A 20,916-nucleotide genomic window follows, 5' to 3' on the forward strand; every position below is an offset into this window, starting at 1 on the left:
GTTTTTCAGTTTCTGTCAATACGGTATCTGAACATATTGGCCGGTAATTTGCTGGAAGACTATCCACGCTACACTGTTATGAAACGCATTGCCCAAATCCTTCGCTGGACGTTACTATCGCTATTTGTCCTGGCGGCTGGTACGGTAGTGGTTGCCTGGTTTATTGATTCCCGGCAAACAAATGATGAATTAATCGAAGAATTTCAGGGACAGCGGATTCGTCCAACGGTTCATTCGTATCAGGTTCGCGGGCAAACAAACTCAGACGAATCCAGAACTATCCGATTTATAGAAACGCCACGGCCTGCTGGTGATTCTACGCTGCCTGTTGTTTTATTTGTGCATGGTGCCCCTAGTTCGTTGTCGTTTTTCAACGAATTTTTCAAAGATACCCTGCTTCTCAACCGGGCTCAGTTAGTTGCGGTAGACCGGCCGGGTTATGGTTATTCTGATTTCGGTCGGGTTGAAACGTCGATTATCCGACAGGCCGAACTATTACAACCCCTCATTGACCGCTACAAAAAAGCACCTTATTTAATGATTGTTGGCTCATCGTATGGTGGGTCAGTATCGGCCCGACTAGCCATGAACAATCCGGATCAGGTTGATCATGTCGTGTTTGTTTCGTCGGCATTAGGCCCTGGCCTGGAACGGACGTATTCAATCAGCTATTTCGCCGACAGTCCGCTGATTCATTGGGGTGTTCCTCCCCTGCTCCGGCTAGCAAACGACGAAAAATTAGCGCACCGAAAAGCCCTGGAAGCGATCCTGCCCGATTGGCCTAAAATCCGGGCAAACATCACTATGCTGCATGGTCAGCGCGATGAACTCGTGTATCCAACAAATGTGTCGTTTGCGCAACATCACCTGGTCAACGCTCGGGTAAAGCAATTTTTACTGCCCGAAAATCGTCATGACATCGTATTCAACAAACGCGAGTACATGACCCAGATCATTCTCGACATTCTGAACCGACGCGATGTAAAAGAAACGGTCAGAACGAAGGCAATGGCCGTTAATAAATTTATTAAGAAGAAGATAATTTTATAGGAGTCAGGCCTAAAGCTATTAACCACAGAGGCACGGAGAACACAGAGAGATAATAGGCTATTTTTCTCTGTGTTCTCCGTGCCTCTGTGGTTAAACTAATTCTTATTTTTTTCTTTTTTAGCATCCCAGCCTTAAGCCGTTATCTCTATCCGGTTTCCTTCTGTGTCCAATAATACACTTTCATAGTAGCCATCTCCCGTCCAGCGGGGTTCACCAACAACCGTGTATCCATCAGCCCGAAGTCGTTCAGTCAATGCATCAACGGCCATTTCACTACCTACCGAGAACGCTAGATGAGTCAAGCCCATATATTGAATTAGTGGATCGGCTACGTGTTCATTTATCCCCGGCATCTGCATCAGTTCCAACCGGGGTCCACCTTCGGGGAAAGTCAGGAAATAAGACGAAAATCCCTTTCTGGGATTGGTGTATTTATCATTGGCCGTGGCTCCAAAGTATAGTTCGTAGAAATTTCGCATCTGCTCCAGATCGCGAACCCACAGGGCAAGGTGTTCAATATGCATAGAAAAGAGGGGTGACAAGAGGAGGAAGGGGACGAGAGGATAAGAATAGTCAACCATTTCCTTTTCTCCCATTCTTCCCATTTCTCCTTTCTCCCTTATTTATAAAACCAGTGCTGGCATCCAGAATACTCCATCGCCCAGCCATCGATAGCGTTCGTTTTTGATAAAATAATCGGGATACCGCTGAATGCCGTACAGGGTCAGGCTCATCAGCGCGAGCATCAACGCCGACCGTTGGGCAAATCGATCGTTGGTCAAAAAGCAAAGGGATAGTCCCGCAGCAATAATTAAAAAGGTTAGCCAGCGTAAAATCACATCACAGCGGTCGCCCCCCCACTCGGTGGCTAACGAAAACTGGGGCTGATTCGGCGCTTCAAGTTGCTCCATTATAGCAAACAGGAGCAGATTCTGAAACGCAATCCCGGTAAACATCAGGCATTCAGTAATGTCGACATTACTGATCGTTGGTCGTTGTACCCATACACTCCCCCAGATTCCAGCCGCATAAAGTGTAGCAACGAGAGGTTCTTTCAGCAATAGAGCTGGATGATGCGACGGAAGCCGAAATACCGCACCCACATAGGCAATACAAATGCCCCCCAGCACAATACCAAATTTGATGACACTACTCGGCAGAAAAAACGTGAGTATAAATGCCAGGCCCGCAGCGCCAATGACAACCCACCACAGAATAGCAGCATACTGACGATGAAATCGATGCCTCGCTGTTAAGGGCTGCCTCGACGCATTTAGCTCGTCTTTCCGCACATCGAGCAGTCGATCAACAGTGTAGATGATAAATACCACAAGGGCCAGTACGATTGGCGTAGCCCAATGAATAGGATCAACATCGGAAAGGCGGGTCGCCATCCGATTCGACAAGACAGCCCCGATGACGACGGGGAAACTCAAATAGTAAGCGTTGCGGATATAGGAGAGCAAAGGATTTATATTAAATTGGTAGTCATTGTTCGGTCATTTTTATTGGATGGTTACCGCTGAATGACCACTGACGATAAATGGCCATAAACGACTATATAGGTAAAGCAGGCGGGGCCAGCCAGGCTTCCTGATGACGCAATACCTCAACGGGTTGCCCAACACGTAGCGTCCCCAGGGTAGTTTGGCCAGTATAGTTAGCTAAGACATTCTGGCCAAACAAAATTTTCGAATTCCATTTACGATACGTGGTCAGTGTCCGTAAAGGCTCTTTACCTTGCTCCCCCGTTTCAGGATCAATGGTGGTGAGTACACAACGGGCACAGGGCTTAACCCCATAGAACGTCAGCGCATTAATCCGGAACTCGGCCCAGCTATCTTCTTCATAAGGTGAACTTCCCTGAACGACTATATTGGGCCGAAACCGACGCATCGTTATTGGTTCAGCAAGTCGTTGATTGAGGGTATCGAGCGATGCCTGCCCAATGAGCAGATAGGGATACCCATCGGCAAAGCTAACGGTATCCTCTTCGCGTGCATATTTAGGATCAACTGCCCGCTGGGTAGTTTCGGGCATAAACACTAAGCGACAAGGGGTTCCAAGCACGTTCGAAAACCATCGATCGGCTTCGGCACTTACCGTTACAGCAGGTACATCGGTACTATCCCAGATACTCACTAGGATAGTTTCGGTTGGTGTTGTTACTACCAATGGCAGTTCCAGCACATCATGGGGGCGATGCCGGTGCCAGATACGCAAGGTATCATCCGAAACGTCGGACCGCTGAATAGCTACATCAATAAGCGCCATCTGATGGTTAGTTCGTTGCGTCATGAATACCCACGGTCCGGCGGTCCGGTTGGGTGTAACAAGCATAAACCGCCGGTCATGCCGAAACCCTTTTTCTTCAACAATAACCTCCTGCACCGAAATACCGCTCAGCGATTTGATAGGATAGATATGGAGTTCAGAAATAGTCATAGTAGTATCTGGAACGGGAACGCTAAAAACTCATTCTCGGCATCGGGCTGACGGTTTGCGCCGTAAACTCACCTTGCTCGTATTTAAACTGAGCGGCCATTGCAATCATGGCAGCATTATCGGTACAATACTCAAATCGCGGGATATATACGTTCCAGCCTTGTTCTTCACCCAATTGGGTTAAAGCGCTGCGCAATCCACTGTTCGCTGATACGCCCCCTGCAATGGCTAGCTCATGAATGCCCGTTTCCCGCACAGCCCGTTTTAGTTTATTCAGCAGAATCTGAATCAGCGTATGCTGAATACTGGCACAAATATCCGCCAGATTCTCGTCAATAAAAGCAGGATTGATTTTTGTGTTATCGCGCAGGAAATACATAATGGCCGTTTTGATACCGCTGAATGAAAAATCCAGATTTGGCATCTCCCCCATCGGGAATTTGAACGCCTGTGGGTTCCCTGTCTTCGCATACTTGTCGATCAGCGGACCGCCGGGATAGGGCAACCCCAGTAGCTTAGCCGATTTATCGAAAGCTTCGCCCACGGCATCGTCCATTGTCTGGCCAATAACCACCATGTTGAGCGGGCTATCAATGCGTACAATCTGCGTATGACCTCCACTAACCGTCAGGCATAAAAATGGAAATATTGGCTTGGGGTCCTCAATGAAATGAGCCAATACATGCGCCTGCATATGGTTAATTTCGATGAGCGGGATGTTCAATCCAAGGGCCAGTGCTTTCGCAAAGGACGCCCCTACCAGCAGTGAGCCCAGCAAACCCGGCCCACGCGTAAAAGCAACGGCGGATAACGCATTTTTCGGTAAATTTGCGTCCAGTAATGCCCGTTCAACCACGGGTAAAATATGCTGCTGGTGTGCTCTTGAGGCCAGTTCGGGAACAACGCCCCCGTATTGCTCGTGAATTAACTGGGTGGCAATTACGTTCGACAAAATATGCCCGTTGACTAAAACAGCCGCCGAGGTTTCGTCGCAGGAAGATTCAATGGCTAAAATATTCACGTTGCAAAACTAATGGATAATGATTTCTCCCAGAATAGACAATGGAAGTTGTGACTAAACCGTTCCCTCAGATAGTAGTCTAATCTGCATTCCATTTCGTTATTCACTGTATCTTAGGTCTTTCCGCACTGGATGCGTCAGTTTTTCGCCATATTCCTCAAAACACTACTCTACCTCGTGCTGACGGTATTGGTAGCGGCATTGGGGGTTTTACTGAGCCTGCAACTGCCAGCAGTACAAACACGGCTGGCCCAGAAAGGGGCCGAATGGCTCTCCTCAAAACTGCTCTTTCCCGTTGATATTGAGGGAGTTTCGATCAAATGGTTCGATTCAATAACCCTCGAGAAGCTCACGATCAAGGATTATCAGGGCCGACCCATGATTCGAGTCGGGCGGCTGGATGCCGATTATAATCTCCGGCATCTCCTCGATTCATCGGCTCATAACATCCATATTGACGAAATTGTATTGTATCGGCCCGACGTTCAGATGATTAAAAATCCGAAGAACGGCGACACGAACCTCGACGATTTTATTGCCCGCATTGAGCAGCTAACCTCCGATCCGACCAAACCCAGCATACCGAATCAGAATGTTCCGTTTACGGTTGGTCATATTCATTTAGTTGATGGTGCATACACGCTCGAAGACCCACGCGAGCCGTTTATGCACGACAAGAAAAGCTTCGATCATAACCATTTCACCCTCCAGCATCTGACGGCTGAGGTCAGTAATTTTTTAGTTCTGGGGGATACTATTGCGTTTAATGCCAAGGGGCTATCGGGAATAGACCGCGATTCCCGGATAAAAATCAGGCAGTTGGATACGCACTTTCTCTACTGCAATACCAAAATGGAGCTGGCCCAACTGTACGCCCACATTGGCAACTCCATCATTCGGAATGAGCTAATATTTAACTACGATAAACCGTCGGCATTTGGCGATTTCAACAGCCGGGTGCTTATGCAGGCCCGCTTCCGGGACAGCCAGGTACAATCTGCCGATCTGGGTTATTTTTCGGATTACCTCCGCGGTCTTAAGGAAACCTGGTCATTAACGACCAACTTTACCGGAACAGTCAATGACTTCCGGCTCCGCAATACCGATCTTCGATTTGGTATCAATGGACGTAGTCGCTTAACCGGCGACATTGCCTGGAAGGGATTGCCCGATATGGATAAAACCACGGTCAATTTTGCTTTTACGCCTTCCGTGGTTAACATGGCCGATATTCGGCAATACTATCCCGATTCGTCGTTTAATAAAACTATCCAGAAACTGGGGACAGCTTCCTTTGCGGCCACCTTTATTGGTGCCTTCGATGATTTCAAAACCAAAGGAACCTTCAAAACCAATATTGGTAACGTAACCGGCGATATAGCCCTAAAGCTGGCCACTAAGACTGAACAGACAACCTACACGGCAAATCTAAAGGCCGAAAATCTTGACCTTGGCCAACTGATCGACCAGCCCGATGAATTTGGGAAACTCGATGGCGAAGGGCGAATTACAGGTAAAGGCACTGATTTAAAACGGGCAGATATTGACTTCGATGGTCAATTTGGACGCTTTAGCTGGCAACGCTACGCTTATCAGCATGTGGCAGCGCATGGAAATTTACAGAAAGGTCTTTTTCAGGGGAAACTGAACATCAACGACCCGAATCTGGCCTTTGATCTCGATGGCGAATTCAAGTTGAGTGGCCCCAAAAACCATTACGACCTCCGGGGAAACGTCCAACACGCCGATTTGCGTGCGTTGGGGTATCTGACTGATTCATTGGTTGTTAAAACAGCGTTGGATGTTCAACTGGAAGGCCGAACGCTGGATGATATCGTAGGAAAGGCCTTGTTTACGAACGCAGCACTCAGCCTGAACAAACGAAACATTACTGTTGATAAGCTTACCCTCCTATCGTCTATTGAACAACGCACAGGAAGCTCTCCTGACTCATCGGGTACCCAACGCTATTTCGATCTTGATTCCGACTTTTTGACGACTCGCTTACAGGGCGATTTTCAGCCCCAACGCACCATTGACGACCTGACCCGGCTAGTACGTGAGTACGAACTTCATTTTAAAGGGGATGCGGCCGGGATGAAGATCTATTACGAACAGAAACGAAAGGCAGCCATGCGTCTTGCCGGGCGTAAGGGCACTGTTCAGCCCGTTCGCTATGGAGTCGATTACCAGATCATCACAAAGAACAGTGCACCGCTACTAGCTTTTTTAGGTTCATCGGATTATATAGCCCCATCCACCCGAATTGAAGGCCGGTTTACGGAAGACAATACCTCTTTTCTGACAGGAACCGTTAAAACAGACTCATTACGGCTTGGGAAAGTTAGTTTTGGTCCAAGCGATCTTGATCTGACGACCTCTAAGTTTACGTACGGCGAGGAAGTGCTGGCATCGGCCATTATTTCATCGAAACGACAGTTATTTAGTTCCGTTCTGCCAACTCGCAATCTCCAGATCGAAGCCTCCTGGGATGTTGATCATATTGACTTCACAAGCGATATTGAGCAGGCTGACAGCAGCGGGCGCTTTACCAATCGTGCCGACCTCAATGGCGAATTACGGTTTAAGGGAGATGCCATTGATCTTACCTTCCGTCAGTCGAAAATACGGGTTCTGGATGGCGACTGGACGCTCAACCCGGAAAGTCTGATCCGGAAAGTCGGGGATGAATACACCATCCGAAACCTATCGTTGCTGAATGAGAATCAATTGATTCAGGCATCGGGAAAAATCTCGCCCGACTCTGTGGAGAATCTCCATGTCGAAGCGCAGAACTTCCTGCTGGCATCGTTAAATTCGGTATTGAATACAACCCTCGGCGGCACGCTGAATGGCTCACTGGCTGTACGCAATCTGTACAACACCCCAATTGTGGAAAGTGCCCTGTCGCTTCGGGCCCTGTCGTATCAAAACTCATTGATCGGCGATGTTCGCGGTCAGGGTGAATGGGATCAGCAAACCCAGCGGCTCAACGTAAATGCCAGCGTGAATCGAAATGGGTCCGATGTGGTAACCTTACTGGGAACGTACGCCCCCCAATTAAAGACCAACCCGCTGGCGCTCAAAGCCAACGTCAATAACGCCGATTTAAGCTTACTGGAGCCCTTTACCATCGGGCTATTCTCGAACCTAGGCGGTATTGCCAGTGGAATCATTAGCGTTACGGGTAAACCTGCCGTACCGGTTCTAAAAGGTGAAGTGGCCATCCAGGGCGGACATGGGCGATTCGATTACCTGAAGGCTGATTTCGCGTTTGATGATAAAATCTATTTTGGCGAAAACGAGATTATTACCCGGCAATTGATTCTACGGGACCCCCAGGGTAATACCGCCCAATTGCGAGGGGGTGTTTATCATGATGGATTCCGAAGTTTTACCCTGGGTTTCGACGCGGATTTCAAGAATTTCAAGATCATGAATACCGTTGCCAAAGACAACGATGCCTTTTATGGACAAGCCGTTGTAACAGGTAAAGCCGAACTGTATGGGCCAACGGATAACCTGACGATCCGGGCCAACGTAGCCAGCAATAAAGGAACCCGAATTTACATTCCTCTCGACGGAGCAACAACGGTAGCCGCTGATGATCAGATTCGGTTCGTTAATCTAAGCACAGGCAAACCGACTAGCCAGACGGCTAATCAAGCCAATAATCAGTCGGAAGGAGAGATTGATCTATCCCGAATTCAGATGGATTTCAACTTCGATATTACGCCCGATGCGTATTGCGAGATCCAGTTAGATCGCCAAACCGGCGACATTATCAAAGCCTACGGTCAGGGGCGGATTGCCATGAAGGTGGATACCAAAGGCGACTTCACCATGACGGGTAACTACGAAATCCAGAAGGGAGATTACACCTTTACGTTCCAGAATATCATTAACAAACGGTTTCAAATTCGGCCCAACAGTCGTATTACCTGGACGGGCGATCCCTATGGTGCTTTGCTCGACGTAACAGCAGCCTATACCCAGTACACCTCGCTGGCTCCTTTGTTAGCTACCCAGAAAACCACGGCTGACCAGACCCGCCGGTATCCCGTTGACCTGGTCATCAAACTAACGGGTGAGCTGGGTAGTCCGGCAATCAGCTACGACCTCGACATTAAAGAATACCCCTCTTCCTCTGATTTCCGGCAGGCCGTAACGGCCTTCGAGTCACGGATTCAGAGCAACGATCAGGAACTGACCCGACAGGTAAGTAGCGTGTTGTTATTCAACCAGCTTCTGTCCGAAGGCACCAGCCTGTTCGAACAGGGTCAGGTGAATACGGGAGTCGCCAACAGTGTAAGTGAACTACTGTCTAATCAGATCAGCCGCCTGGCTTCTAATCTCAACGAGAACTTAGATGTAGGCGTGTCATTTGGTGGATTTACGAGTGGTACCCAAAACGAAAACCTGCTTAATAACCTCCAGCTACGGTTTTCCTACAGGCTGCTTAATGACCGGTTGCGGATCAGTCGCGATGGCGGGTTCACGTATGGACAAAGCCAATACAATGCGGCTAGTTTACTTGGCGAGTGGACCCTTGAGTATTTTATTACGCCTGATGGCCATTTGCGCGCCAAAGTGTACAATCGCAATCAGCAGAGTATCCTGGGTCAGTATAACCTGACCAGCACCATCACAACCGGTGGGGGTGTCAGCTTGCTGTATACCCGTTCGTTCAATCACATTTTTGGTGGCAAACGCACAACGCCGGGTCTGGTTCCTCCAACGCCAACGCCTTCTGATGCGCCAGCCCCAACCGCACCTGGCTCTACAACAACGTTGAATACGGCAAAGGGAACATTTTAATAACTAGTCAGCCTAAGGCCATAAACAGGGTAAAAATTGCATTTCCCGCCTTTGTTGAGAGAACCCCTTTACAATCCGTATGTATTTTCTGAAGCGTCTACTGGTTATCGGTTTGCTCCTGATTTCCGGTCCCACACTGTTAGCCCAGCAGCGAACGTTTACGAATCCTATTAAAAACTCGGGACCCGACCCCTGGGTGTTACAAAAAGACGGCTGGTATTATTACATGAATACTACCGGCCAGAACCTGACCCTCTGGAAGACCCGGAATATAGCTGATCTGGCTACCGCCGAACATAAAGTTATTTATACGCCACCTGCCGGGCAACCCTATTCCCGGGAATTATGGGCACCCGAAATTCACTCATTTGTTGGGGACCGGGGCAACGCTCGCTGGTACATCTACTTCTCCGCAGATTCACTTAATAATTTATCGCACCGAGTCTGGGTACTGGAAAACTCCTCCCCTGATCCTATGCAGGGTGAGTGGGTCATGAAAGGCAAAATCGGCGATCCGGGAAATCACTGGGAGATCGACATGTCCGTGATTGACTACAACGGGCAGCTCTATGCCGCCTGGTCAGGCTGGGAAGGAACAACCAACGGGCGGCAGGACATCTATCTGGCCCGGCTCAAAAACCCCTGGACCATTGACGGTGATCGCGTTAAAATTTCCCAGCCCGATCAGCCGTGGGAACAGCATGGCGATGTCCCACAAGCCTGGCAGAAAAACGGCGAGGTTCCTAAAATCTACGTCAACGAAGGGCCTGAATTTCTACGCCATGATAACAAACTGTTCATCGTGTATTCGGCCAATGCCTGCTGGCTCGACTACTGTCTCGGCCTGTTGACCTATACCGGGAAGGGGGATCTGCTCGACGCCAGAAACTGGGTAAAAAGTCCCAGCCCCGTTTTCACACAGGCCCCCGAAAATGGTGTGTGGGCACCCGGTCATGGTGGGTTTTTCCGCTCGACCGATGGCAAGCAGGACTGGATGATTTATCACGCCAACCCATCCGCAACAGACGGCTGTGGCAACAAACGCGCTCCCCACATTCAACCCTTTACCTGGAATACCGACGGTTCACCTAATTTTGGTAAACCAATGCCTAAAACGCCCATGCCTGTCCCTTCCGAACAATAACATCGACTCCCTTGTCCTTCACGCAGTATTTACCATTTTCAATTTCCATTTATGAAGCGTTTATCGTTTGTCGTTCTTTTACTCATTTCCACGATTTCTCTGGCTCAGCCAGGTTCTGCCCCTAATCGCTGGCCAGCCGCTAAGGCCAATGCCTGGTATGCTAAAGAGCCCTTTCTGGTCGGTTCCAATTACGCCCCTGCCAATGCTATCAACGAACTCGAAATGTTTCAGGCCGACAGTTTCGATCCGGCAACGATTGATAAAGAATTGGCCATGGCCGAAGGCATTGGCATGAATACCATGCGTGTGTTTCTGCACGATCTGCTCTGGCAGGACCCGGCCGGTTTCACCAAACGGCTCGACCAGTTTCTGACCATCTGCGCCAAACACAAAATCCGGCCTATGCTGGTATTATTTGATTCATGCTGGGACCCAACTCCGAAACTGGGCAAACAGCACGAACCAACACCAGGCATTCATAACTCGGGCTGGTTACAAAGTCCCGGCGCTGCGGCTCTGACCGATGTTTCGCAATACCCACGCCTGGAAGCTTACGTAAAAGGAGTTGTGGGCGCTTTCAAGAATGATAACCGGATTCTGGCGTGGGATACCTGGAACGAGCCGGATAACGCAAATGACAATAGCTACGGCCAAAATCACACGATTAAGACTGAAGTGCCGAAAGAACGGAAAATAGCCATTATCACCAACCTGTTACCGCATGTATTCCAATGGGCACGGGCAGCCGGTGCCACGCAACCCCTCACCTCTGGTGTCTGGATCTATCGTAGTCCTGATGATTGGCAGAATTCAGCCAAATGGACGCCCATGGAAAAAGTACAGTTCGACAACTCCGACATCATTACGTTCCATCAGTATTCAAAACCCGAAGACCTGGAAAAAGTAATCCCTGCGCTTAAAACCTTTGGCCGCCCGGTTATTTGCACGGAATACATGGCTCGTGGTGTCAACAGCAAATTTCAGACGCACCTGCCTATAGCGAAGAAAGCCAAAGTCGGCATGATCAACTGGGGCTTTGTAGCGGGTAAAACACAAACCTTCCTACCCTGGGATAGCTGGCAGAAGCCCTACGTAAACGGTCGTGAGCCCGCCATCTGGTTCCACGAGGTGTTCAAACAGGACGGCACACCTGTCGATCCGGCGGAAGTAGCAGCCATAAGGCAGGCTACCGGAAACTAATTGATAAAAATTTAACAGAACAAACCAGTTGATTACCAACGGGTATACGTATTGTATCGACTACCAATCACATTTTTTTTCGTCAGTCGCTTGCATGGAATAGCCTGAAACCCTACTTTTGTGCCACGATAAAGGAAGACGGCAACGTTGACCAGAAGTCAAAAAGTTGGTTCGGTAGTTCAGTTGGTTAGAATACCTGCCTGTCACGCAGGGGGTCGCGGGTTCGAGCCCCGTCCGGACCGCCAAAGTTTGCGAAAAGCCCCTGTAAGTCAATCACTTACAGGGGCTTTTGCTTTTTTGTGGGCTTGCTTATAATGCTCGTTTGTGTCGTTAGAACTTGTTAGGTCTTTCTGGGTATGCTACTCAAACAGAACCCGTTTTATATCGCACCTATCCCGCTATGTTTGATGCCATTAGCACTAAACAAGCGAATTATGGCAACGTATAGGACGGTTTTTAACCGTAAAAACAAGTTAGATAAGAATAACCTAGGATTAGTACAGATCGAAGCTTTACATCTAGGGCAGCGTCGATACTTCTCGACTGGAGTAAAAATCAAGCCTGAGCAGTGGAACGAAAGTAAAAAGGAGGTAAAGGGGAGTTCACAGTCTAATCAGCGTATTCGTGCGAAGCGGCAAGAGCTTGAAGATTTTGAGTTAACGTTTGCCAAACTACATGGACGTCCTTTTAGATTGGCCGACTTCGATCTTTTAGCCGAGCAGATAACCAATGATGGCCAACCCGTTCAGACATTTACTGCCTATTTTAAAGAACAGTTAGAGTTAGATATGTCGGGCGTTGAGATTGAGACTCATCAACGTAAACTGCGTGTTTATAACCGGCTCCTACAGTATCACGGCAAATCCGTTGGTTTCGCTGACCTTACCTATTCGTTTATTGTTGGCTTTGACCAGGCGTTACGTAATCAACATAACTTAGATGTAGAGACTATTCGTAAAGCCCACCAAATTCTCAAAAGCTATGTAAACAGGGCAATGAAGAGTGGATTACTCCCCGTTTATGTTGACCCCTACGATCAGTTCCGAGCTAAGCGAAAAGAAAGTGATAAAATCATTCTTGCAGAACAGGAAGTACGAAACCTGGAGCAGCTCAATATTCCTGCTCACAAACAGCATCTTCAGTTTTACCTCGATGCATGGCTACTAGCCTATTATACAACACTTCGAATAAGTGACCTAACCACACTGCGACTGCGGCATTTGGTAGTAACGGAGAAGGGCTTCCAACTCGAAAAGAAACAAGAGAAAACGAAACGGTCGTTGAATATACCACTTTGGCTCCTACATCTGAACGAGATTGGGGAGAGTAAAGCCTTGATTATTCTGCGCCGATACTGGCCGGATAACGACAAGCCAATAATTGCTAGGTCTCATTTCCAATTAAATAAGCGGTTTAAAGAAGTACTGAAACTAGCTGGTATTACAAAGCCAATCACCTTCCATTCGGCTCGGCACACCGGCATCACGCATTTAGTTAAAAAGCTCCCTGTTCCTATTGTGCAGCGAATCGCTGGCCATGCCAAAATTCAAACCACTATGCAATATCTACACCTAACCAATCAAGATGTAGAACAGGCCCTCGAACAAGTAAAATGGTAATTCCTATGAGTAAGTCAAATGACCCCAATAAAGTATATGGCCAAACAATAAATATTCGATATTATCTTGAGAAGAAGGTTAAGTCAAGGCCATACTTTTGGGAAGGTCAACGATTAGACTCTTATCCACTTTATGTGCAAATCAGTGTTAAACGTCAAAACGCACAGTTCAGAAGCGTCCTTGGTAGTTATTTTCCATTTGAACGGCTTGATGATCTCCTCAATACTCACTCTCAAATAATTAAAGAAGAGACGCAATCATTACGAAATAGAGTACTAGCATTCAAACCGTTCGAGAATGCCAATTTTAGCCTGAATGAGGCCCTTAGTGGGTACAGTGTATTGCAGGAGGACATATGTTACATTATAGGCTCTCACCTTTATTTTGATTATAAAAAGTCTTATGTGGAAGATCTAGTAGTGAGGATGAAAAAAGATACAGCTATCTATCTACCTGAACTATTTGCCGGTACGATTGCAAAAGACGATTTAGATGAACAAGAGGCAGAGCTTAGACGCCGTGCAAGATCTATTTTTTCAAGAGGAGATTCTTTAGATAAGCTGAACTCTAGACTTGTGTTCAATGAAGTACTAATAAATGCCGTATCTGTGAATAAGCATTTATTAGCTTTTAAGAAGAAATACGGAAAACATTTTTGGAGTCTGGAAAATTACTGTGCAGCAATGAGATATCAGATGAGTTCACCTGTCTTAACATTAGGCTTCTTCCTATCAGTAAATTTTAAGGAAAACTATATAAAGTACTGGGGTTTAGATAGTTACGATTCCATGATGAATGGGATTGAGAAATTAAGAGCCGACTACGCAGAATTTGATTTATTACTAAAAAGCTGTGATAGGTAAAATTTTGAAGAGAATGTTCGGAAGACATATAAAACATCCTTATCATTGTATTCGATAACACTATCAATAAGCATATGGAATCTAAAAGTGCTAAAATCAATCAGAAAAGAGGAGTGCGTCGGAGCGTTTCTGTTGCCGATCTATCTGTTCGCGAATGGCTACGACCTGTCGAAGCTATGCGGCTGTTTGGCCTGGGCCAGTCGAAGTTTTGGGTTTACGCTAATGATGGCGGATTTCCAACATATAGGCCAGGCAGCGATGGTAAAAGTCGCACTGTACTTGTCCGGCGTTCTGAAGTGGAAGCCTTCCTGGCAAGCGGCAAATCAGTTAATTAATCTCACAAAAAAAACCGCCAACTGTCCCCACAGTTAACGGCTCATTTTTAAACCTTTTAAAATCCGATCAAATTTATGGAATCCTCCCAAGACGGCCAAACTTGCCCGTCGAAATCTCCATCGCCCCCAAAGCGTAAATCGAAATCGAAAAATCAATTATTAATTGAGCTTCGGCAGTTAAGAAAAGCCCACCGAATGATGCATTCGTCGATGATCAGTGAATTTCGGCGGGCAGAGCAATTAAAGTTGAAATTGTTGCAATGCCAAATTGATCTTCATGAGAGCAAAAAGAGGACAGACGACACCTACAAAATAGCCATATCAGCTTCTTACGAGCTTCTCGATCTCACAAAAAAGCATATTACTCTTTTTCGGATTACGGAAGATTACGCGCAAAATCTTGGTTACCCTCCCTTAATACGAGAATTGACCAAATGCATACCAAATATGATGCATTTGGCCCGTATGTCCACCTCTCAAAACTAAAGTTACAATGGCTAACCCAAGAAGAAAAAGTCAAGGAAATAACGCAAGTAAGATGCTCGAAGAAAATAGGGCACTCAGGCATAAAAACCAGGAACTCCGCGATAAATTAACTGCTACTGGAACTATGTTCCTTATTCAGAATCAACGGCTTAATGAGCTACAACGTGAAAATAATCGACTTATAGCTTGTTTGAATCGAGGAGCTACAGCGATGATGGAATATCAGGAATCGTTTAAAAATTAAAGCAGTAACGCCCGCCGGTATGCGGGCGTTACTATTAATATGAAAGGGTTATGACTACCTCTCTAACTGCAAATATTTCGAATAAATCTGGTGAGCAAAAAAAAAGCTTTAAACCAGAATTACAATCGTCCATTGATGGTACGATTACCAAAGTTCAGAAGTCAGAATCTGCTACAGGTAATACATTATCAGAAAGCAAAGAAGAGCCCAAGATTGTTCGTCTGAAACGATATTTAGAGAAGTATGACTTTCGACTCGACATCGTAGGTAACGAACTTGAGTTCCGAACGAGAAGGCCTCCTGGCCAGGAAGAGTTATTCACAACCCTCAACGAAAATTCACTGAGCGTTGAGCTTTACACGGCGGGTTTTTTAGGCTTCGAGAAACAACTAATGGCCTTAATGCGGTCGGATTACGTTTTGTCTTACAATCCCATCCAGCACTATTTTGAAGGCTTACCTAAATGGGACGAATCGAAACCAGACTACATCGGCCAACTGGCAGGTTTTGTAAAAGCCTGTAACCAGGAATGGTTTGCAGCACAGTACCGAAAGATGCTGGTTCGTACTGTTGCTTGTGGTATTGGGGAAATTGCCTTTAATAAACAGTGTATGGTGTTTGTGGGCTTCCAAGATGATGGAAAATCTTCCTTTATTCGTTTCCACGTCCCCAAGCCCTTAGAAAAGTACTACACCGAACATATTGAGTTTGATTCCAAAGATGGTAAAATCGCTTTATGTGAAAATTTCCTGATTAATCTTGATGAGCTAGCCGATTTTTCGAAAGTAGACATAAACAAAGCAAAGGCCTATTTTACTGAGGATACCATAAAAGTACGTCGACCCTTTGCCAGTCGCCCCACACGAGATAAGAGGAGGGCCAGCTTTTTTGGCTCGACTAATCAAAACAACTTTCTCACCGATGAGACTGGTAATGTCCGTTGGTTAATCATCGAAATTAATAAAAACGGTATAAACCATGACAGTGGTGGGCCATCCGGCTACTCTCGTAATGTGGATATTGACCTGGTATGGTCACAGGCCTATGCGCTATTAAAAAGCGGCTTCGCTTTCCAAATGACTAGGCAAGAAATTGAGCAATCCGAACAGCATAATCGGCAGCACATGCAAAATACAACTGAACGGGAACTGATAATAAAACACGTCCAGCCTGCCGAGCCTAAAGCTCCTGGGGCTGAATTTATGATGGCTGGAGAGATTGAGCGAGAGCTTGCCAGGTACTATGAAAATAAAGTAAAGATTAACGCCAACAACATTGGTAAAGCACTACGCTCATTAGGGTTCCCATTGATTTCTGGAAGGCGCGACGATTGTACTTATCCAATACAAGCTTATTGGGTAACACTTTTTTCTAACCCTCAAATTTCAAAAAAAAACTAAAATTTCATTAAATCCTCACTACATCACTACAATTGGCAAAATTAACAGACAATATATTGATTATCAATTATTTTATTGTAGTGAGGGTAGACTAAAATATCACCACTACACATCACTACACCTCACTACAAACTAGTCTATTTTTCCAGTCACCTCCCTACAAAACACTATCCTCACTACAAATATAAATCCTGATTTTCAACAATTTACAAAGAATTGTAGTGATGTAGGGACGTAGTGATGATGTTTTTAAATTGTTTTTTTCAAGTAGTTTATTTTTCAACAAAAGCAGGCAGTAAAATTGTATTCTGCCGCTGAGAAAAAAGTAAAAGCTATGATTCCGACTGCCGAAATTGATCATATTAAGAAGAGTATTGGCATTATCGACGTGCTAGCTAGTCGCGGTATTATGCCCGTCAGCCAAGCTCAAAACGAGCTGACCTATCACTCACCTCTGCGGAATGACCAGAAGCCATCTTTCCACGTAAATACTCAGGATAATGTTTTCAAGGATGTGGTTGTGCACGAACATAGAGGGGATGTAATCCGGCTCGTACAATTACTCGACGGTGTAAGCTTTTCGATGGCCATGCAGACACTTCGCCAATTCGATTCCTTACTCGAACAGCCCTCCTTTTTCCTCAGCGGCTCTATTGCTCAATCATTACCAGCCAGCAAAGACAAAATTCGAGAGGTAAAGTTACTCCAGAACCCAGCACTAATACGCTATGTCGAAAGCCGGGGTATTAGTATAGCTATCGCCCGAATGTACCTGCGTGAAGTACATTATAGTCACAACAGTCGCTACCTATACGCGGTAGGATTTACTAACGACAGCGAAGGCTACGCGTTACGAAATGGCGTAGGTTGCAAACGAAATATCGGCCCTTCCGACATCACAACACTGTCTGGTTCGGCCGTAGAAACTACATACAATGCCTGTAATGTTTTTGAGGGATTCTTCGACTTTCTGTCGTGTCTTGTCTACTATGGGGTACAGGCCCCTAAATGCACTACATACGTGCTGAACAGTGTCGCTAACGTCCACCGCCTACTACCAACACTCACGAAATACACCAAAATCAATGTCTTTTTCGACAACGACAAGGCCGGAAAAGGCTGTCTAGACACGCTCCAGCAGCATTTTCCGACAGTGTACGACTGTTCGTCTCTCTATACTCGACACAACGACTTTAATGACTTTTTGACCAATTTATCTGCTAAATGACATGAAAAATACATACAAGCGTCCCCAGCGACTAAAGCTATATGATATTGTTTTCGACTGCTTAGAAGTCGTTGACCCCGATCCAATACTAACAACTTACAAAGTCATTCGACCCCTGACGCGAGCCTTACTCTTTGAACTTATCGGTGGTATCACTCGAATAAGCCAGCTAAAAAAGTTTTGCCGGGACGCCGGGATTGAGCCACCTGATGCACGGTCTACAATACCGATAAAAAAAGCAGTAGAGATTCTTCAGGCATTAGGGCCGGATAAATATGTATAAGCGAAAACGACGCGGTTATTGTGGCCGCGTCGTTTTTATATCAGCATTCTTCAGCACTGATTGACTGATTTCGCCCCTGATGGGTAGCCATAATCACTTATCGGAATTAGCCGTTTTCGTTGGTTTATGTTTGCTCATCACTTAAAAAGGTAAGTATTATGAGCAACGAACAATTAGACGAATTAGCCAAGAAAGCAGCCCCATTAAAAAACCAGGGCATGAGCCTACGAGGCATTGCCAAAGCCTTAGGTGGCGAGCAAAAAGGTATCAATAAAGACAACGTCAGTACCGCTTTAAATCGGCTTAAAAGTCAGTCCTCGCTAGCTGGTGATGCTGATTTAGTCGAAGAAGTTGAAACCCTTCCAGCAGTAAAACCGATGCCAAAGGCGATTCCGCAGCCCATTAATGGATTTGTCGATCCAGAGATTCAACGGCAACAAATATTATTGGAGCGTGAAGCTCAGATTATTGAACAGAGGAGGCTGGACATTCTTGAAAAGGAGTCCGACAATCGCGAACGGATGGTTACTCTAGAAGAAACCAAACAGGATTACCTGACTGAAAAGGATATCGCTAAGCGTCTTAGTCGGGCCGCCAAGCTGGTGGCCAAGTGGAAAAAACTCCATAAAGAATTTATAGATAACTGCGTGGAGGCCGAGTGGGATCGCAATGATGTCGAAAATTATGTCGATGATCTAGAGAAATTACTGGAGAAGGTGATTGATCTGGCAACTCGTCTAGGCTATGACGAATCAGAGCTGATGATCTACCATTGTATTGAAACACTGGTCGACTACCTGGAAAATGAACTAGAGGGGCAAACGGGTTCATCCATCGAAATTGACCTGAATCAAAAACAGAAGCAGGTATTTGCCGACCTGCGCGTAAATGACTTTGACGATGTTTATGAAGGGGGTGAGGACGATGAAGCGGATACCTTTGATGATCGGTCGCCTGACACTCAAAAGCAGAAACAGTATGTTGACAAAGTCAATGAATTGCTCGGTGAGCTTAGTGAAGCCATCGATGATGAAGAATTTTGGGATGTCGAAGATGTCGAAGAATTTATAGAACAAGTGCAGGAGATTAAAAAGGGAGTTTGTAAGTTGGCCAAATCCTTAGATCTTGACCCCGATTCTCTAGCTATTGTGGACACGCTTGATATGCTGGAAGAACATATGGACGACTGCGTAGAAGCCTATGAAAAAGCTAAGGGTAACCCTAAGAAATTGGCCGAATACTATGGGGAGACGGACGAAGATGATGATGATATGGTTAAAATTAACGTCGATGATGAGTTGGAAAATACCATCCTAGCAGATTGGGGCATCGAATCGTTTGATGATGAAGGCGATAATGATGATTAATAGTGTTTAAGTCGCTTGTTAACCTACATAATCATGACGTTAAACGAATTAACTGGCCCCGATCTCTATGGTCGCCAACCCGTCAAAAAAAAGGTGCAGCCTGGGCATTCGCCCCCTGCTATTCGCCCCGCCCACTCAGCAGCCGTCCCTAAGCCGGCTGTTCACACGGCCAAGGTAGTGAAGACGCCGATTAAAGTGCCATCGCATCCCAACCCCAGCCGCCCTCCAGCTCGAAAGCCGCAACCGACTACCGCTCAACGCCATCCCACCACTGCCGTAGCTACGGCAGTGGTCTGGCCAACGCAGTCCTCAAAACGAATTCAACCCCTACGTATTCCATCGGAGACACCTGCTACGCCGGTTCATCCTAACCCGCCTGTACAAGCGACTGGGGTTGTCTGGCCAATACCGGCCAAAAAGCGCATCCAACCAGTTCGAACCACGATGGTTAAGCCGAATCCAGGTGTAAAGCCGCGGCCGACTCAACCTGGCCAGCCTCCGCAGCCTAGCCAACCGGATGAACCCGATACGCCATATGTACCCGCATATCAGCCTGATGTCAACCCTACTGTCAATCCAGACGACTCAGACGACTCTACCCAGCCTGGTGACAATACGCCATCGGTAATACCAAGCTCAGGTGACTCACAGGGAGGTTATTATTATCCATCATCGGCTACGGATCAAGCGCATTCGGCTCCTGGCTTATCCCAGGAAGTTCCCCCTCAGGAAATGATAATCGGTGGTTTAATACTAATTGGTCTACTTTATTTTCTACATAAATGATAACCGACGAAAACGAATTCGAATTTTACGGCTTGGCAGGAAAAGCTACGGCCAAGACGGGACCCGCCGTTGATCCACGCCTACAGGCCTGGCAATGGGTGCTTATGTATAACTATGGGGGTCTGGCCGAGCGGTTGCGTTTTGGCTGTTACTCGCTAGCGGTTGCCAAAGCCAATGGCGTGACGGAAAAGCAGTACAATACCATCATGTCGGTACTCACGATGACTCGAGCGAAGTTCCAGTCCGCAGGAGGCTCAGAGACCGATCTAAAAAAAGCGATTATTAGCGGTTGGGGCAATGGCATCACTACCCGCAAAGCAGAGTCGGTTCCTAAAGCTACTTTGGCCTTAATTACTCCCCAGCTCAAGACGTTACTCGGTTGGTTCACCAATTAAACCATCACATGAAACACGCACTTGGAGAGAGTGCCTCTATAAACACTTCACTTTACATTTGTACCCTCTGAGTGAAAAAAATCATCAGCCATAATATCATTTACCAGACTAATCTCTCGTTTTTCAAAAGGCAATCTTTATTTAACTGCCAGTCCAGATAAATGTATTATAAACCGTTTCTTCTTTTGAGTATCTATACTGTACAGGCTCTTCGTATTACGAGGAGCCTGTT

The 20,916-nt window shown here is 46.5% G+C and carries 18 protein-coding genes and 1 tRNA gene; 15 read left to right on the plus strand and 4 right to left on the minus strand.

Annotated features, from left to right (window positions below):
• Positions 1–78: 78 nt before the first annotated feature.
• The gene (locus EXU85_RS22595) at positions 79–1,050 is read left to right on the plus strand and encodes an alpha/beta fold hydrolase (RefSeq protein ID WP_142774261.1); all 972 of its coding nucleotides are present in this window, start codon (positions 79–81) and stop codon (positions 1,048–1,050) included.
• A gap of 131 nt (positions 1,051–1,181) precedes the next feature.
• Here the strand turns inward: EXU85_RS22595 and EXU85_RS22600 are convergent, their stop codons facing one another.
• From EXU85_RS22600 to tsaD, 4 genes are all read right to left on the minus strand, one after another.
• Complete coding sequence (locus tag EXU85_RS22600) at positions 1,182–1,574, minus strand: VOC family protein (RefSeq protein ID WP_142774262.1); 393 nt, start codon at positions 1,572–1,574, stop codon at positions 1,182–1,184.
• Positions 1,575–1,673: 99 nt separating this feature from the next.
• On the minus strand, positions 1,674–2,516 hold the full coding sequence (locus EXU85_RS22605) for a hypothetical protein (protein WP_142774263.1): 843 nt from the start codon (positions 2,514–2,516) through the stop codon (positions 1,674–1,676).
• A 91-nt stretch (positions 2,517–2,607) separates the two neighbouring features.
• Complete coding sequence (locus EXU85_RS22610; RefSeq protein ID WP_142774264.1) at positions 2,608–3,495, minus strand: MOSC domain-containing protein; 888 nt, start codon at positions 3,493–3,495, stop codon at positions 2,608–2,610.
• Between the two features lie 22 nt (positions 3,496–3,517).
• The gene (gene tsaD, locus EXU85_RS22615) at positions 3,518–4,516 is read right to left on the minus strand and encodes a tRNA (adenosine(37)-N6)-threonylcarbamoyltransferase complex transferase subunit TsaD (protein ID WP_142774265.1); all 999 of its coding nucleotides are present in this window, start codon (positions 4,514–4,516) and stop codon (positions 3,518–3,520) included.
• A 132-nt stretch (positions 4,517–4,648) separates the two neighbouring features.
• Here tsaD and EXU85_RS22620 point away from each other — a divergent pair, with 132 nt between their 5' ends.
• The 14 genes from EXU85_RS22620 (at position 4,649) to EXU85_RS22690 (ending at position 20,684) form a co-directional block, all read left to right on the plus strand.
• On the plus strand, positions 4,649–9,334 hold the full coding sequence (locus EXU85_RS22620) for a translocation/assembly module TamB domain-containing protein (RefSeq protein WP_142774266.1): 4,686 nt from the start codon (positions 4,649–4,651) through the stop codon (positions 9,332–9,334).
• Positions 9,335–9,413: 79 nt separating this feature from the next.
• Complete coding sequence (locus EXU85_RS22625) at positions 9,414–10,478, plus strand: family 43 glycosylhydrolase (protein ID WP_142774267.1); 1,065 nt, start codon at positions 9,414–9,416, stop codon at positions 10,476–10,478.
• Positions 10,479–10,529: 51 nt separating this feature from the next.
• Positions 10,530–11,678 carry a cellulase family glycosylhydrolase gene (locus EXU85_RS22630; RefSeq protein WP_142774268.1) on the plus strand — a complete coding sequence of 383 codons (1,149 nt, stop codon included), beginning with the start codon at positions 10,530–10,532 and terminating at the stop codon, positions 11,676–11,678.
• A gap of 168 nt (positions 11,679–11,846) precedes the next feature.
• Positions 11,847–11,923: transfer RNA gene (locus tag EXU85_RS22635), tRNA-Asp, on the plus strand.
• 189 nt (positions 11,924–12,112) lie between these two features.
• Entirely contained in the window at positions 12,113–13,297 is a 1,185-nt protein-coding gene (locus EXU85_RS22640) for a tyrosine-type recombinase/integrase (RefSeq protein WP_168207850.1), read from the plus strand.
• Positions 13,298–13,302: 5 nt separating this feature from the next.
• Positions 13,303–14,160 carry a hypothetical protein gene (locus tag EXU85_RS22645; RefSeq protein ID WP_142774270.1) on the plus strand — a complete coding sequence of 286 codons (858 nt, stop codon included), beginning with the start codon at positions 13,303–13,305 and terminating at the stop codon, positions 14,158–14,160.
• 74 nt (positions 14,161–14,234) lie between these two features.
• Positions 14,235–14,495 carry an AlpA family transcriptional regulator gene (locus EXU85_RS22650; protein ID WP_142774271.1) on the plus strand — a complete coding sequence of 87 codons (261 nt, stop codon included), beginning with the start codon at positions 14,235–14,237 and terminating at the stop codon, positions 14,493–14,495.
• 493 nt (positions 14,496–14,988) lie between these two features.
• Positions 14,989–15,225 carry a hypothetical protein gene (locus EXU85_RS22660; protein ID WP_142774273.1) on the plus strand — a complete coding sequence of 79 codons (237 nt, stop codon included), beginning with the start codon at positions 14,989–14,991 and terminating at the stop codon, positions 15,223–15,225.
• A gap of 50 nt (positions 15,226–15,275) precedes the next feature.
• Complete coding sequence (locus EXU85_RS22665; protein WP_142774274.1) at positions 15,276–16,625, plus strand: VapE domain-containing protein; 1,350 nt, start codon at positions 15,276–15,278, stop codon at positions 16,623–16,625.
• Between the two features lie 334 nt (positions 16,626–16,959).
• Positions 16,960–17,853, plus strand: coding sequence for a toprim domain-containing protein (locus tag EXU85_RS22670; protein WP_142774275.1), 894 nt, complete (start codon positions 16,960–16,962; stop codon positions 17,851–17,853).
• Between the two features lies 1 nt (position 17,854).
• Positions 17,855–18,136 carry a hypothetical protein gene (locus tag EXU85_RS22675; RefSeq protein WP_142774276.1) on the plus strand — a complete coding sequence of 94 codons (282 nt, stop codon included), beginning with the start codon at positions 17,855–17,857 and terminating at the stop codon, positions 18,134–18,136.
• A gap of 158 nt (positions 18,137–18,294) precedes the next feature.
• Complete coding sequence (locus tag EXU85_RS22680) at positions 18,295–19,503, plus strand: hypothetical protein (RefSeq protein ID WP_142774277.1); 1,209 nt, start codon at positions 18,295–18,297, stop codon at positions 19,501–19,503.
• A gap of 33 nt (positions 19,504–19,536) precedes the next feature.
• Positions 19,537–20,289 carry a hypothetical protein gene (locus tag EXU85_RS22685; protein ID WP_142774278.1) on the plus strand — a complete coding sequence of 251 codons (753 nt, stop codon included), beginning with the start codon at positions 19,537–19,539 and terminating at the stop codon, positions 20,287–20,289.
• Positions 20,286–20,684: a hypothetical protein gene (locus EXU85_RS22690; protein WP_142774279.1), complete on the plus strand. Its 399-nt coding sequence runs from the start codon at positions 20,286–20,288 to the stop codon at positions 20,682–20,684. Before EXU85_RS22685 ends, EXU85_RS22690 begins: the two co-directional genes overlap by 4 nt.
• Positions 20,685–20,916 lie beyond the last annotated feature (232 nt).

The organism is Spirosoma sp. KCTC 42546 (assembly GCF_006965485.1).
In the GTDB taxonomy this organism is placed as follows: Bacteria; Bacteroidota; Bacteroidia; order Cytophagales; family Spirosomataceae; genus Spirosoma.

Bases quoted from the DNA above. Each gene is read 5' to 3' on its own strand.
- EXU85_RS22595 (WP_142774261.1), top strand. From the start codon at position 79: ATGAAACGCATTGCCCAAATCCTTCGCTGGACGTTACTATCGCTATTT.
- EXU85_RS22600 (WP_142774262.1), bottom strand. From the start codon at position 1,574: ATGCATATTGAACACCTTGCCCTGTGGGTTCGCGATCTGGAGCAGATG.
- EXU85_RS22610 (WP_142774264.1), bottom strand. From the start codon at position 3,495: ATGACTATTTCTGAACTCCATATCTATCCTATCAAATCGCTGAGCGGT.
- EXU85_RS22620 (WP_142774266.1), top strand. From the start codon at position 4,649: ATGCGTCAGTTTTTCGCCATATTCCTCAAAACACTACTCTACCTCGTG.
- EXU85_RS22625 (WP_142774267.1), top strand. From the start codon at position 9,414: ATGTATTTTCTGAAGCGTCTACTGGTTATCGGTTTGCTCCTGATTTCC.
- EXU85_RS22630 (WP_142774268.1), top strand. From the start codon at position 10,530: ATGAAGCGTTTATCGTTTGTCGTTCTTTTACTCATTTCCACGATTTCT.
- EXU85_RS22640 (WP_168207850.1), top strand. From the start codon at position 12,113: ATGGCAACGTATAGGACGGTTTTTAACCGTAAAAACAAGTTAGATAAG.
- EXU85_RS22645 (WP_142774270.1), top strand. From the start codon at position 13,303: ATGAGTAAGTCAAATGACCCCAATAAAGTATATGGCCAAACAATAAAT.
- EXU85_RS22650 (WP_142774271.1), top strand. From the start codon at position 14,235: ATGGAATCTAAAAGTGCTAAAATCAATCAGAAAAGAGGAGTGCGTCGG.
- EXU85_RS22660 (WP_142774273.1), top strand. From the start codon at position 14,989: ATGGCTAACCCAAGAAGAAAAAGTCAAGGAAATAACGCAAGTAAGATG.
- EXU85_RS22665 (WP_142774274.1), top strand. From the start codon at position 15,276: ATGACTACCTCTCTAACTGCAAATATTTCGAATAAATCTGGTGAGCAA.
- EXU85_RS22670 (WP_142774275.1), top strand. From the start codon at position 16,960: ATGATTCCGACTGCCGAAATTGATCATATTAAGAAGAGTATTGGCATT.
- EXU85_RS22675 (WP_142774276.1), top strand. From the start codon at position 17,855: ATGAAAAATACATACAAGCGTCCCCAGCGACTAAAGCTATATGATATT.
- EXU85_RS22680 (WP_142774277.1), top strand. From the start codon at position 18,295: ATGAGCAACGAACAATTAGACGAATTAGCCAAGAAAGCAGCCCCATTA.
- EXU85_RS22685 (WP_142774278.1), top strand. From the start codon at position 19,537: ATGACGTTAAACGAATTAACTGGCCCCGATCTCTATGGTCGCCAACCC.
- EXU85_RS22690 (WP_142774279.1), top strand. From the start codon at position 20,286: ATGATAACCGACGAAAACGAATTCGAATTTTACGGCTTGGCAGGAAAA.